The sequence below is a fragment of the Paenibacillus eucommiae genome, from assembly GCF_017874215.1.
In the GTDB taxonomy this organism is placed as follows: domain Bacteria; phylum Bacillota; class Bacilli; order Paenibacillales; family NBRC-103111; genus Paenibacillus_AI; species Paenibacillus_AI eucommiae.
Map to the genome: position 1 here is coordinate 150,409 of NZ_JAGGLB010000002.1, position 13,733 is coordinate 164,141.

The window sequence follows — 13,733 nt, forward strand, 5'->3', positions numbered from 1 at the left end:
GTTTTCCCTCCGCTAATCAAGAATAAGAAACTCTTTGGTTGAATGGGTCAATATTTTAATCCCGGTCTCCGTTAGCACCACATCATCCTCAATTCGCACTCCCCCAAAACCAGGGAGGTAAATTCCAGGCTCTACAGTAACTACCATTCCGGTCGTTAAAATCGTATCGTCATGCTTGGAAAGCCGCGGCGATTCATGAATTTCCATGCCCAAGGCATGTCCGGTGCCATGGCCGAAAAATTCTCCATAGCCCTTCATGGCAATAACATCCCTGGCCAGCGCATCGCCTTCTGCTCCTGACATGCCAGGCTTCAGGTTTTCCAGACAGTGCATTTGAGCTTCCAGCACGATATGATAAATTTCCTTATGCTTGTCCGTCGGCTTGCCGAGCATGATGGTACGTGTAATATCTGAGCAGTATCCTTTATAATACGCTCCAAAGTCCATTTTGACAAATTCATTTGTTCCCAGTATACGCTCGCTTGCTCTGCCATGTGGAAGGGCCGAGCGCTCGCCTGAGGCAACAATCGTATCGAAGGAAGTAGAAGTCCCCCCGTTACGTCTAATGAACATCTCAATTTCTAGTGCAATCTCGATCTCAGATACACCTGGTCTAAGCTTTGTGAGCACGTAAGAGAAAGTCTCATCTGCTAAGTCTGCAGCCTCCTGCATAATTTGCAGCTCGCCAGCATCCTTGATCATACGCAGCTTCTCTACAAGCTGATTCGTCGGCACCAGCTCAATACCCGTCAAATCCTTTGTGTAATTAAGGAACGCCCCGTAAGAAACATCCGTCTGCTCAAAGCCCAGCCTGTCAATTCCCGAATGAACCAAAAGCTCTTTAATGGTTGTCGCGGCTTTAGGCTGATGCTCAACAATTTCAAAGCCTGAAGTTTGTTGCGCAGCTTGCTCAGTATAGCGAAAATCAGCGAGGAAAATGGCGCGCTCCTGAGTAATAAGCAAATAACCGGCCGAGCCATTAAAGCCCGACATGTAGTGACGGTTAAATGAGTTCGTTATGAGCAGGGCAGGTAATTCTGCTTCCTGCATGACCTGTCGAAGCCGTTCAATTCGTTGTTCCTGCATACGTCTCCACCTAGCTTTCTTGTAGATGCTGTTGCAAAGCCCGCAGTCCCAATTCATAGCCAAAAGCGCCAAATCCGCATATTTGCCCAACAGCTATGGGCGCTATAACAGAATGATGGCGGAAGGCTTCCCTTTTGTGAATATTAGAAATATGTACTTCCACAACCGGCAGCGAAACCGTAGCTAGTGCATCCCGGATCGCATAGCTGTAATGGGTAAACGCTCCTGGATTGATCAAAATGCCGTCCATTTGGCCATAAGCCTCATGAATTTTGTCAATAATAGCACCCTCATGATTGGATTGAAAAAATGACAATGTTATGGAAAGCTCTGGTGCAAGCTTATTAAGCTGCTCCTCAATACCCTGCAGCGTTAAGCTTCCGTATACTGCAGGCTCACGAACGCCAAGCATATTTAAATTCGGACCATTAATAACCTGAATCTTTGTCACGGATCACCCCTCCTTACAGAAGCCCATTTTACCATAACTTTCTTGTCTTGTGTATATAATCTCCATGCCTTTTCCTTAGCTTTTACCTTCTGCGCATATTCTACACCCAATCGGTAGCATTCAACCTGTGAATCCGTTACAATATATTAGGTACACAAGGATCGAACACAATAGATAAAGAAGGTGGATTACTTTGTCAACAAATAATAGTATATACGGTGGACAAGCAGTTCTCGAGGGTGTCATGTTTGCTGGTGGAAATGTACAGGTCACGGCAGTACGCAAAAAAGATGGTACTTTGGATTATCTCGAGGTGCCCAAGAAGGAAATCAAGTGGATTCAAATGCTCAAAAAAATTCCACTCATCCGCGGCATTGTCGGTATTGTCGAATCAAGCGCCAAAGGAGCGCAGCATCTTAACTTCTCCGCGGAAGCAATGGTTGAAGACGAGGATGACAAGCAGGAGGAAAGCAAGAAGCAAGAAAAAGGCGGAATGTTCTCTAATTTATCGATGGTGCTTGGAGTTGCCGTTATTGGCGTGATCTCCTTTCTGTTCGGGAAATTCGTTTTCACGTTAGTCCCTGTCTTTATTGAACAATTATTGTTTCAAAATGTATTTAGCAATCAAATCGGTCATAATCTGTTAGAGGGCCTTATCAAAACCATCCTGCTCGTCGGATACATTTATTTTATTTCGCTGACGCCGATGATGAAAAGACTGTTTCAATACCACGGTGCAGAGCATAAGGTCATTAGTGCTTATGAAGCAGGTGTAGACTTAACTGTAAAAAACGTACAGAAATTCAGTACGCTGCATTACCGCTGTGGCAGCAGCTTCATGGTTTTCACCGTTATAGTCGGTGTAGTCGTGTATTCCTTCCTTCCTTACGACAGCCTGCTTGAACGTGTTTTACAGCGATTGATTATGCTACCTCTTGTCATTGGCATCTCCTACGAGCTGCTGCGCTTTACAAATTCCTTACGAACGGTTCCTGTACTGCGTTATCTTGGATATCCAGGGCTGTGGCTGCAAATGCTAACCACTAAACAACCCTTCGATGATCAGGTAGAGGTTTCAATTGCTTCTTTCAACCGCATGCGTGAAGCGGAGCAAAGAATAAAGGAGGAGAGGCTGTATGAGAAGACGCTTCACAACTAGCGGATACATCATCCTTGGACTGCTGGCCATTGGCCTGATTATGAGTTTGAGGATGCTGATCGTTCCGATTTGTGTGTTCGGCATTATCTTTTTGCTGTATAAATTCCCGCCTTCCAAATGGGGGATGAATCGCTCCACTTCGGGCAAGCCTGGAAGAAAGAAAAGCAAAAATGCTACCTTCCGTGTCATTCAGGGTAACAAAGGCAATGATTCTGAGGATCGTCCCAAATATCATTAACCTTCTCATCTCACTACCTGCCTTGGGACCATTCATCTTTACTTGCGAATCACGAATTTTTCATAGTTGTCTTCGTACATTTGAACCGTCCATCTTTTAAAATAAATTTCAGAAGCCTTGTAGCCCTGATCGTAGAGCTCAAGGCTTTTTTCTTTGGACAAATTAAACTCAGTATTGCTCACACCTATCGCTGGAATTTTGACGGTACGGAAAATGTTGCGCTTTTCGATATACCGTTCATCATGAGCATTCAGCATCGTGCCAAATAAAGCTTCCAGCATGGAAAAAGGACCTTTAATGTGGTGTGTCTTAGTCTCAACTTTACCTACTAATTGGAAGCCGATAGCGGGAGTCCCGCAACGTTCATGGTCCTCGTCAAATACCCATAGCGGAAAATTGCTCAGCAGCCCGCCATCAACAATATATACAAATTCATCTCGAAAGGAATCACGGGAATCAGTGGCCTGAGGTGCTTTACGAATCATGACCGGGTCGAAAAAATAAGGAATGCTCGTGCTCATTCTAACCGCTTTGGCTACTGAAAATTTGAGCGGATCAATGCCATATTGCGCGATATCATCCGGCAGCACTAGCAGCTTACCTTGAGAAATATCAGAAGCTATGATTTTAATAGGTACATGCTTTAAATCTCCAAAAGTTCGTATCCCTTTGGCCAGCAGCTTCTGATAGACCCAATTTTCCAGCGCTTCACCGGAATACAAGCCCTTTTTAAACAATAAGCGGACGATTGGACCAACTGTCTTCGTGTCAAATATCCAGGAACGCTGTAAAAACATCGAAAATGGGGTTTGCAGGATCATATTGCGCATTTCTTCCCCTTTGTAGCCTGCAGCCAAAAAAGCGGCCACAATCGAACCTGAGCTCGTTCCTGCTACCTTATCAAATTCATACCCCTGATCCATTGCCGCGCTAACCGCACCCGCCAAAGCGATGCCTTTCACTCCTCCACCTTCGAATACTCCGTTGATTTTCATCGTACCATCGCCCGCTCCCTGGAGCTTAGTATCATTAGTAGGGCTCCACTTTTTATTTATGCGGAAACAGATTGTTCGTATGAATGAAAAAAAGTACGATGTCCTTCTTGAGAAGGGCATCGTACTTTTCTTACCTATCGCCTGGCATTAACCTAACTCTATTATGCTTCGGAATCCAACTCTTTCCGTATTTGCTGCAGCTCTTCCTGCCTTGAAGGCTCTCTGCGGAAATATTCGACCAGTGTCTCGATACAAGTTATCGAATCCCAGCTTAAGTGGTGCTCAATGCCCTCTACATCTTTATAGATATTGTCCTCTAGGACACCAATTGTTGTCAGGAATTCTTCAAGCAGCACATGTCTGTCGACAAGACGCTTGCCCATCTTTTTCCCTTTAGATGTTAATATTAGGCCGCGATATTTTTCGTATACGAGATATTTGTCTTTGTCCAGCTTCTGGATCATTTTGGTAACGGAGGATGGATGCACTTCAAGCCCTTCAGCGATATCGGAGACCCGAGCATAGCCTTTTTCCTCAAACAGCTTGTAGATTTTCTCTAAATAGTCCTCCATACTTGGTGTGGGCATCAGTTCGTTCCCCCTGAAATTCTATAAATGACTCTTTAGTATGATAACTTGTTCATTTAAATAAAGCAAGTTATGGCCAGTGCTGCTGATAAGGGTTCAAGTCCAGACCATCCATCCTATGTGTATGATTCCCATGATTTAAAGCTACTTTGTGGTGGCACTCTAACCATTAGAATGGCTATAAGGAAGGATGATCGTTATGACAACCAAACTGTCGCCGCCCCCTGCTTCCGTGCCTCATTCATCCATATTCGTGCCTGAGCTTGTTTATTTTGAGCCTGATGCTTTAAATTATCCCAAGGGCCGGCAAATCCATGAATGGGCCAAGCAACAAGGACTGGACATTCATATGACAACCTCTCACAACCAAATTAGAGATTTACCAGGCGAGACCGAGCTGGAGAAGTACCGGATTGCCAAAAGAACGCTTGTTGTAGGGATTAGAAAAACGCTAAAATTCGATACTTCCAAGCCTTCTGCTGAATATGCTATCCCTATTGCCACTGGCTGTATGGGACATTGCCATTACTGCTACCTGCAAACAACGCTGGGAGCAAAGCCTTATATAAGAATTTATGTAAATATGGAAGATATTCTGGGAGCAGCTAAAGCTTATATCGAAGAAAGAGCTCCGGAAATCACCCGCTTCGAAGCGGCCTGTACTTCCGATCCTGTAGGATTGGAGCATATTTCCGGTTCACTTAAAGAGCTTATTGAGTTCATGGGACAAGAGCCTCTGGGAAGACTCCGGTTTGTGACCAAATATCACCACGTTGAGCCGCTGCTTGATGCTAAGCATAACAAACATACACGTTTTCGTTTCAGCGTAAATGCTGATTATGTCATCAAAAATTTCGAGCCAGGCACTTCCAGGTTTGCTGAACGGATAGATGCTGCTGGCAAGGTAGCGAATGCCGGTTATCCGCTGGGTTTTATTATCGCGCCGATTATTTGGCATGAAGGCTGGGAGAAAGGCTACGAGGAATTGCTTGAAAAGCTGCATGCTTCATTGCCAACAGATACAACCAGGGATTTGACCTTTGAGCTCATCCAGCATCGTTACACCAAAACAGCCAAAAATGTGATTCAAAGAAGATATCCGAAAACCAAGCTGGAGATGGACGAGGAAAAACGCAAATACAAATGGGGACGCTGGGGCCAAGGCAAATATGTGTATCCGGACGAACAGGCGAATGCACTGCGAGAATTTATTACGGAACAGATCTTCGATAAGTTTCCCCATGCAAAGATTGAATATTTCACTTGATCCAAAACAAAAGGACTGTCCCAATGTCATTGTGGCGAGCATTGGGTCAGCCCCGTCAAACCAAAGTATTAATTATTGGCAGCGTACCACTCATTCACTTCTTTGGTCATTTGCTCCCCGCCTGATTTTTTCCATTGTTCAACAAAACTATCAAATTCATCAATATGCGCTTCACCCATAATAATTTTGGTGAAAATATCGGTTTGCAAATCTCTCAATATTTTATTGTTAGATATCATCGTTGGTGTTGGAGGACCCCCATACGCATTGAGTAGGAGCAAATCATTCTTATCATAATAATTGGCAACATTGTAACTGCCATATTCATCGCCATACAAGCGATACGTTAACCATGCCTTACGATCCTGGGGAAATTTAAGTGCTAAATCGTAGCTTCCTTTCAATCCTTTATCCAGCTTGCTCGGATCCTTAGCTTTCAAAGCTTCTGAAAGAAGAGTCGCTGTTTTTACACTGCTATCTGGGTTAAAGGCTTGCACAAGCGCCAAACCGACCAAGGATATAGTTCCGTCGGTTCCGTCGCCCTTCTTATCTGTGATCAGTTTACTGTTCGGAATATTATAAAGATTTTCAATAAACAAGTTGGCCATTTTCACAATAGCTTCGGGATTCGAGTAGCCTTTTTTCACTACATAGTAGTCGCCGGTCGGCGATCCGCCCCTAACCTTCGCAGGCTTATCGTCAGCTGAAACGATGGGAAAAGCCTTCCAATCCGCTTCAGGATCTGCCTCAATATTAAGGTTCAATGGCTGTGCCGGCGTCCAAATTACCCCATAACTCATACCCAGCTTTCCATTAATGGCCGCATCCCACTCCGACTCAACCGTGTTGACAGCCATATCTGTACTGAGTATGCCTTTGCTGAACATGTTTTGCAGCTCCTGCAGCGCAGTTTTCATCTCGGGTTGAATAACTCCGTGAACCAAATTGCCGCTAGCATCCTTCAACCAGATATTTGGATCCGCGTGATAGCCGTTAAAGAATCCGGATAAGTCTCCAAAATCTGCAAAAAGGAATGATTTAGCGACAGCCAGTCCGTAGGTATCCTGGACATTGTTGCCATCCGGATCCAACGTTGCAAACGCTTCCGCAATTTTAATCACGTCTTGTATCGTTTTCGGTTCGGGCAGGTTTAACTTATCCAGCCAATCAGCCCGCACGAACAGCATTCTTGCCTTCTCTGCAACAGTCTGTGCGGTCTCAGGAATACCGTACAGCTTGCCTGAGCGGCTGGCCATCTCTAGGGCTGCTTTCCCTGTTGAAGTCTCGCTAAGTGCAGCTTTCGTTGTCTTGGAGGCATACTTGTCATAGACCTCTGTCAAATCCTCAAGCATATCATTGTCCAGCAGCGACTGGAAAGTAGTGGCGTCAACTACCATCGCATCAGGAATATCGTTGGATGCAATGGCTACACTCAGCTTTTCCGAATATTCGGCTCCAGTTGTCATGAATTTCCATTTTAATTCAATCCCTAGTGTCGACCGGTAGGCATCAAGCCATCTGTTGTTATCTAAAGACTCACCCTGCGGATATTCTTGGTCGTTAGAATATCTCGCCCCCACCATCTTGATGGGAGGATCAAACTTGCCCAGAGGATCAATGGCTTCCTGTGAGGTTTCCTTCGGAGCTGCTGACTGCTCATTGCTTGCTGTTTCCTTGGGAGGCTGTGATTCGGTTGCCGGAGCTTTTTTTGACTGACAGGCAGTGAGTAAGACAATGGAAAGAACGAGCATAACAGATACGATCATTCGTATTTTTCCAAATGACATGTGACATACCCCCGACTCATTTTATTTGTACAACAGGTTTAAATTAAAAAGCACATCAACCAATGAGAGCCCCATGCTCATCCCTCGCTGGCTCAAATGCAGGCGGCCATACGCCCTCTTGCAGCATCCGGCGAATATGTGCGTAGCTGGACCATTTCCCGCCGAACCTGAGGATGCCATGCGCAGCTGCCTCCCGCATAAATTGTTCTACCCGTTCAGTTCTGTCCGCTTCCGGCTCGAACTGGAAAAACCGGGGGAATCTAATACTAAGGCGTTCCTTCGAGACTCTGGCGTATTCGAGGGGCATATTTCTGACCAGCTCTTCCGCTTCGCCGAAAAGCACATCGGCCTTGTCGAGAATATCGGGACTAAGATTTGGAGTTACCGGCGAGTCAAATATGCCAATATGAAAATGAAGACTCTCAGTGACATCATGCATCAGATCTATATACTCGCCAATCGGTTCCGCCGCAGGACCAAACCAGGCTTCCAGAAACTCGCGTTTCCCTGCTTCCACATCAAACTCCGGATCCCATAGGACTTTCGCGTTCAGCCAAGCGCGAAGCTCTGCCATTTCCCCGCCGTTGCCTAACTCGGAGTAATCAATCGCTTCCGAAAAAACGCCTACTACGCTGTTAGCAGCCATAAAGCGCGCATTCGGAGCGAGCACACGCAAGTTGGGCAAGGGCAGCGTGCACAATTCGAAATTGCTGATATAGTTCCAAATATAAAGCTTGTCAGTCAGCTTCGACCAAGCTTCTACATCCCCAGCAAAATCGTTGAAAGACGGCTCATGAAACCGTCTCTTGCCGTCGCACATTAAGCGGCAATCATCGAATGCATGCGTAAAGCAGCACTCAAAGGAACAAAGCCGGATCGCCACGTTATGACGAGGTTTAACATGCAGGGGTGGTTTGCGGGAATACGAATAGGCCAGCGTATCGACGATCACGTCGGGAAATTCAGTCTCGATCGCCTCGGCGACTGCATTGACGAAACGCAGCAGAACACCGGACTCCTCCCCCTCCTCAGCGACAACCGCCTTACATTCGGGACATTCGCAAGGGAGCGTCCCATCGCTTTGCGATACAGAGATAATGGTAGATGTGGGATCCTTGCTAAGTGCTCTCAAGACACTGTCAATCGAAATGGCCAGTACATCAGGGTTCGTCAAACATAGCTGTGGATACGGGTGCTTGCTCAGCCTGACGCCGTCGTTCATGGCGAAATATTCCGGATGCTCAGCGCCATACACGCTCGTCGGCACCATATTCATGCATGTATGCACAAACCAGCCATCCGTATAACGAATCCCTCCCCCTTGATGCTCCTGCAGCTTGCTTTTTTCACCACGCATAGATGCACTATTGCTTTTATTGCGGACAAGCCAATTGCTGTCGAACGAGTCTGCATCCGTGTAGAAAGTATCCCGGTATGCGAAGCCCGGTTTCTTGTACACGGCAAGGCCCGTGGGAACTTCAATAGACTCGGCCTTCGGAATGCGGCTGCACTTGGCAGAAAACCAGCGGCAGCCGCAATAATCTTCCAGAAATGTATATACGCCATATAAAGTGCCCCGCGGCTCTCCGCCAGCGATCAACAAGTTGCCCCCGCTTTCCCGTATAACGAAGTCTTCCTGGGCAAAATCGGGCAACTCACCAAATGCCGGCGAGCCCGCCTCTTTGCCAATGGCAATAAATGGCGATTCAGAAAATGAAACAATACACGGCGATATGCCGGTTATTTTCTGAATGAAGCTCTGCAGCTCATTTGCCGCATGCCGCACTGGAGCTGAAGCTTCGCTGGCCATCACGATGTTTATTACCTGCTTATCGCGGCCAATAATAAGCGTATGCATGGTATACACTCCTTTAGGAAGATTTTCGGTTTAGGCGCCTATTCCTGATTTCATTATAGAGAACCATAGCGTGCCTGTATCTATCGTTATCTTTACTTCCTATCTGGATATATACTTAATTTAATGATTAAGAGATCCTCTGAATTCCAGAGGTGTCTGACCTGTATATTTTTTGAAAAGCTGGGTGAAGTAAGAAGGTGATTCAAAGCCTAAAGCAGTTGAAATATCCTGTATTCTGTATTTTGGGTTTCTCAGCATTTCCTTGGCTCGGCTCACTTTCACACCTGTAATAAAGTCGGAAATATTCATTCCTGTAACTTGCTTGTACAGACGGGAAAGATAGGATGGATTTAAGTACACAACCTCTGCCAATGAAATCAGCGTGAGATTCTGATTAATATGGTCGTTAATATATTCCTGAATGCGTGAAATCAGCCTATCTGTGCGGTCAATCTGTTCCTCTCTGTTATCCATCTTTTTCATTTGCGCGGCCATTTTCCAATCCGATTTGTTATCATCCGGCTGGGGAACAGACTTTTCGGTCAGAAGGCATTCTTCACCAGAGCCAAGGCGGTAGGACGACAATTCATTCAATTTAGTGAATTTGCTGGATGCTTGGTGCCATGCACAATATTCACTGGACATAATAAAGGATATTTTCATTTCCAATATCTCACTGCATATACGCTGTATGGACTCGAATGTTTCGTGAATATACTCCACATTGCAGTTCAAATCTGACGGCTGAATCATCCACGCCAGTTTTGAATGTTCATAAGCAACAGAAATACACGAGGCTGTATGAGACAAATATTCTTCGGCAATGTTCCGGACCGCATAAAGCATCAAGGATCTGTCAGAAAAGTTGTACTTCGGGAGCCAATGGTCGATCTGTCCAATAATCAGCATGAAGGGCCGCTCAGCGCAAAGAGGGAAATCGATATCAGTCAAGCGCTTGTTAACCAAGTCCGCTGATATTTCTTCCTTGTGCAATAAATCCAGTACATAATCCTGCCATACGGAATGCTTCATTTGCTCTTTCGCTTTCTCCAGATACTGCTTGCTTCTAACTTCACTCTCAATTTCCTGAATGGTCCTTTGAACAACCTCCAGAATTTTCTCATACCCTTCCGTTTTCATAATATAATCGACGGCTCCGTTGCGGAGGGCAGTGTGAATATAAGTAAATTCATTGTAGCCTGTAAGGAATATGACCTTGCTTCGGGGCCAATAGTTCAGCACCTGCTCCTGCAGCTCAATTCCTGTCATCCCGGGCATACGGATATCGGTCAGCACGACATCCATTCTGTATTTGCGCATCAGGCTGATCGCCTCGAAAGCATTATCGGATTTGTAAATGTCCAAATCGAGCGTATTGTGCGTGCTTAAATAATCACAGACGCCGTTTACGATGATTTCCTCATCATCCACCACCATGACCTTATACACTCCGTTCACCCCCTGGCACTATGATGATTTTGACCGCTAATCCGCCATATTGGCTTTTAGTAAGTTCGATACCTGATGCATCTCCGAACATAAGCTGCAGCCTCCTATGCACATTGAATATTCCGGTACTTTCCATTTCATCATTGTAACTGAGAACCTGACTTTGCAGAAGAATCAATTGATCATCGTCTATGACATCACCATTGTCCTCAACAATAATTTCAACCTCTTCCCCTTTGTCAACGAATTGGATATACAAATGCCCGTTCTTCACTTTTTGATCCAAGCTGTGTTGGAACGCGTTTTCTACAATGGGCTGCAGAATCATCCGGGGCACCAGGATTGCCTTAAACGAATCGGGCATCTCCCCAAAGTGCACCTGCACACGTTTGGAAAATCGGATACCCTGAATAGACGTATAAGCCCGAACATGCTCTACTTCCGTTTCCAGCGTCACATGATCCATCGCATTTCTGGTAATATACTGAAAATACTTGCCGAGCTGTCCAGTGAACATATCCAGTTGTTCGTCGTTATGCTTACGTACCATTTCATTCAAAATAAAAAAACTATTATACAAAAAGTGCGGATTGATCTGCGATTGCAGCAGCTTTAACTTGGCGCGCTGAGCTAGAATCCTTTGTTCATATACTTCTCGCAAAGTAAACTTCAACTGACGGACCATCGCATTAAATTGCATAAATAAATAATGGAATTCATCCTTCCTGCTGTCATCGATCGAAACATCCAGCTCCCCTTTCTCCACCCGGCGAAAAGCACGGACCAAGACAATCAGCGGACTATGGACCATCCGGTAAATCCCGAAGGAGAAAAAAATAATGATGCACGCAGATAAACCGCATAACATCCAGAACCAGTTTCTACGCATGACAAGCGGACCGAATACTTCTTGCTCCGGAACGAAAACGGCCATTACGGCACCCAATATATTGGATTTTTGACTAACGAAAATAAACTTATTATCCCAGGATGTTACATGCTCAAGATCGCCGCCCTTCTCTACTGACTGAATCATCAGCGGCAAATTTTGCGGATCCATGTTTTTTAACTTGGCGATATGCCAATCCGGATGGACAATCAGCGCTCCGCCTTGATCGTAATTCATAAACTGCAGAAGCGACTGCTCCACATTACTGAAAGAATAGTTCACACTGATGAGATATTGCGGCAGTTTATGTCCCGGCAGCAGAGGGCTGGGATTGACCACCGTGGATAATACGCCTTTTTTCCATTGAATGACCGGAGAGGGTGATGCGGCAGATGACTGGAACAACACGACAAAATCTTCTTCAGACAAGGGGACAAGCGGGAGTCCTGTCGTCAAGGTACGCTTGATAAGGGGGATGTAAATATTAATGCTGTCAATATAAACTCCGGTTCGTTGAATCATGTTCATCTGATCCAGAATTCTTAGGATCGCCTGACTTTTTTCATAGGGGGTCATCTGATTGCCTAATGCACTAAGCTTGATTAAATCCTTGTTTACAAGCAGCTCCTGCTGCAGTACTCTGGTTCGTGATATTTCTGTTTCAAAAGCATTTAAATAAAAATGAATCGAAGCCGTAACGGATTTGGATATTTCGTCTCTTACACTTTTAGTCCCTTCTTTATTCATCATAAGACTAAGCACATACAAAGGGGTCATCACCAGTAAAAAAGCAAAGATGACTTTGTTCAAAATTGAGATTCTACAAATTTTGCAGATTTTTTTAATGATCAAATGAACACCCCCCTGCTGCCTTTTCTGTGCCATCACGATCTAAAACATTAGCCACGCAGGTTAATTCTAGCATATTTACACAGCATTATGCGATAACAGCTTGTGCTATTCTCCGCTAATTCCGGTTCGTTCAATTCCTTGCATGAATTTTCGCTGCAGAAATGCAAAGCTGATAAGTACAGGCAGGATCACAAGCAGTGTTGCTGCCATAAGGACTGCATTGTTCAGAACTTCTTCAGGGTGCTCCAATCTCTTCTTAATCTGCGCCGCGGTCGTAATCGGTGCCTTCACGATATCAGCCATTGAGCTGAGTTTGACGGGCAGCATGGACAGGTTCGGACGGGAAGCGTAGATTCCCGGTTCATAGAAGTCATTCCAATGCCACACAATAGACAGCACGATGGCTACCAGAAATACAGACCTGGCGATTGGAAACACGATTAACCAGTAGGTGCGCAGAAATCCGCAGCCATCAATTTTCGCAGCATTCTCCAGCTCTCTCGGGATACCCAGATAAAACTGCCGGAATATGAAGATGAACAGAGCTCCCTTAAATCCAAGGCCAAAAAACGTAGGTACTAAAATCGGCAAATAGCTGTTCAGCCACTTCAAATTGGCAAACACCATATACATAGGCACAATAATCGTCTGAATCGGTACAATAAATGCGATAATTACAATCATGAAAAGTGTTTTCTTAAACGGAAAATTATAGCGGGCAAATCCGTAACCAACGAAGGAACACGACAACAGATGCCCCACAGTTGCCACTGCAGTGACAAATGCCGAATTTTTGAAAAAGTCCCAGTAGTGAAGCTGTTTAAAAGCCAATGTAAAATTCGCGAACCTCAGCGTTCTCGGCACCCAATTGACTGTAAAATCATATAGGTCAGTACTGGATTTGAATGAAGTCACCAGCATGTACAGGAAAGGAAATATAAATACAAATGCCAGATCAAATAAAAGAATGTAGATGGCCAGCCTCGCTATTTTTTCATTGATTCTCCGAGGATTCTTCATCCAGTCGAATAAAGCTAATCCTGTACGGTTGCTCCACTGAACCCTATCCGCTGCAGATGGACCTGCTGTTTTACCGCGCATCATTACCACCCTTT

The 13,733-nt window shown here is 45.1% G+C and carries 12 protein-coding genes; 3 read left to right on the forward strand and 9 right to left on the reverse strand.

Annotated elements, in window-relative coordinates:
• Positions 1-12: 12 nt before the first annotated feature.
• Both J2Z66_RS03150 and aroQ read right to left on the reverse strand, forming a co-directional pair.
• Positions 13-1,086, reverse strand: a complete 1,074-nt coding sequence (locus J2Z66_RS03150; RefSeq protein ID WP_209969869.1) for a M24 family metallopeptidase — start codon at positions 1,084-1,086, stop codon at positions 13-15.
• Between the two features lie 10 nt (positions 1,087-1,096).
• Positions 1,097-1,537 (reverse strand): type II 3-dehydroquinate dehydratase, encoded by a 441-nt coding sequence (gene aroQ, locus J2Z66_RS03155; RefSeq protein WP_209969871.1) that lies wholly within the window; start codon positions 1,535-1,537, stop codon positions 1,097-1,099.
• Between the two features lie 244 nt (positions 1,538-1,781).
• On the opposite strand from aroQ, the gene J2Z66_RS03160 reads away from it, so the two are divergent.
• Both J2Z66_RS03160 and J2Z66_RS03165 read left to right on the forward strand, forming a co-directional pair.
• Complete coding sequence (locus J2Z66_RS03160; protein ID WP_209970309.1) at positions 1,782-2,696, forward strand: DUF1385 domain-containing protein; 915 nt, start codon at positions 1,782-1,784, stop codon at positions 2,694-2,696.
• Positions 2,674-2,934, forward strand: coding sequence for a hypothetical protein (locus J2Z66_RS03165; RefSeq protein WP_209969872.1), 261 nt, complete (start codon positions 2,674-2,676; stop codon positions 2,932-2,934). The genes J2Z66_RS03160 and J2Z66_RS03165 overlap by 23 nt, the downstream gene beginning before the upstream one ends.
• A 38-nt stretch (positions 2,935-2,972) precedes the next feature.
• Here J2Z66_RS03165 and J2Z66_RS03170 read toward each other — a convergent pair whose 3' ends face one another.
• Complete coding sequence (locus tag J2Z66_RS03170) at positions 2,973-3,929, reverse strand: patatin-like phospholipase family protein (RefSeq protein ID WP_209969874.1); 957 nt, start codon at positions 3,927-3,929, stop codon at positions 2,973-2,975.
• Between the two features lie 161 nt (positions 3,930-4,090).
• Positions 4,091-4,516 (reverse strand): transcriptional regulator MntR, encoded by a 426-nt coding sequence (mntR, locus tag J2Z66_RS03175; RefSeq protein ID WP_209969875.1) that lies wholly within the window; start codon positions 4,514-4,516, stop codon positions 4,091-4,093.
• A 199-nt stretch (positions 4,517-4,715) separates the two neighbouring features.
• On the opposite strand from mntR, the gene splB reads away from it, so the two are divergent.
• Entirely contained in the window at positions 4,716-5,783 is a 1,068-nt protein-coding gene (gene splB / locus J2Z66_RS03180) for a spore photoproduct lyase (RefSeq protein WP_209969877.1), read from the forward strand.
• A 68-nt stretch (positions 5,784-5,851) separates the two neighbouring features.
• On the opposite strand, the gene J2Z66_RS03185 is transcribed toward splB, so the two are convergent.
• From J2Z66_RS03185 to J2Z66_RS03205, 5 genes are all read right to left on the reverse strand, one after another.
• Entirely contained in the window at positions 5,852-7,570 is a 1,719-nt protein-coding gene (locus tag J2Z66_RS03185) for an extracellular solute-binding protein (protein WP_209969878.1), read from the reverse strand.
• Between the two features lie 55 nt (positions 7,571-7,625).
• Positions 7,626-9,428: a glycoside hydrolase family 20 protein gene (locus tag J2Z66_RS03190; RefSeq protein WP_209969880.1), complete on the reverse strand. Its 1,803-nt coding sequence runs from the start codon at positions 9,426-9,428 to the stop codon at positions 7,626-7,628.
• Positions 9,429-9,548: 120 nt separating this feature from the next.
• Complete coding sequence (locus J2Z66_RS03195; protein WP_209969882.1) at positions 9,549-10,877, reverse strand: response regulator transcription factor; 1,329 nt, start codon at positions 10,875-10,877, stop codon at positions 9,549-9,551.
• The gene (locus J2Z66_RS03200) at positions 10,870-12,618 is read right to left on the reverse strand and encodes a sensor histidine kinase (protein WP_209969884.1); all 1,749 of its coding nucleotides are present in this window, start codon (positions 12,616-12,618) and stop codon (positions 10,870-10,872) included. The genes J2Z66_RS03195 and J2Z66_RS03200 overlap by 8 nt, the downstream gene beginning before the upstream one ends.
• A 105-nt stretch (positions 12,619-12,723) precedes the next feature.
• The gene (locus J2Z66_RS03205) at positions 12,724-13,722 is read right to left on the reverse strand and encodes a carbohydrate ABC transporter permease (protein ID WP_209969886.1); all 999 of its coding nucleotides are present in this window, start codon (positions 13,720-13,722) and stop codon (positions 12,724-12,726) included.
• Positions 13,723-13,733 lie beyond the last annotated feature (11 nt).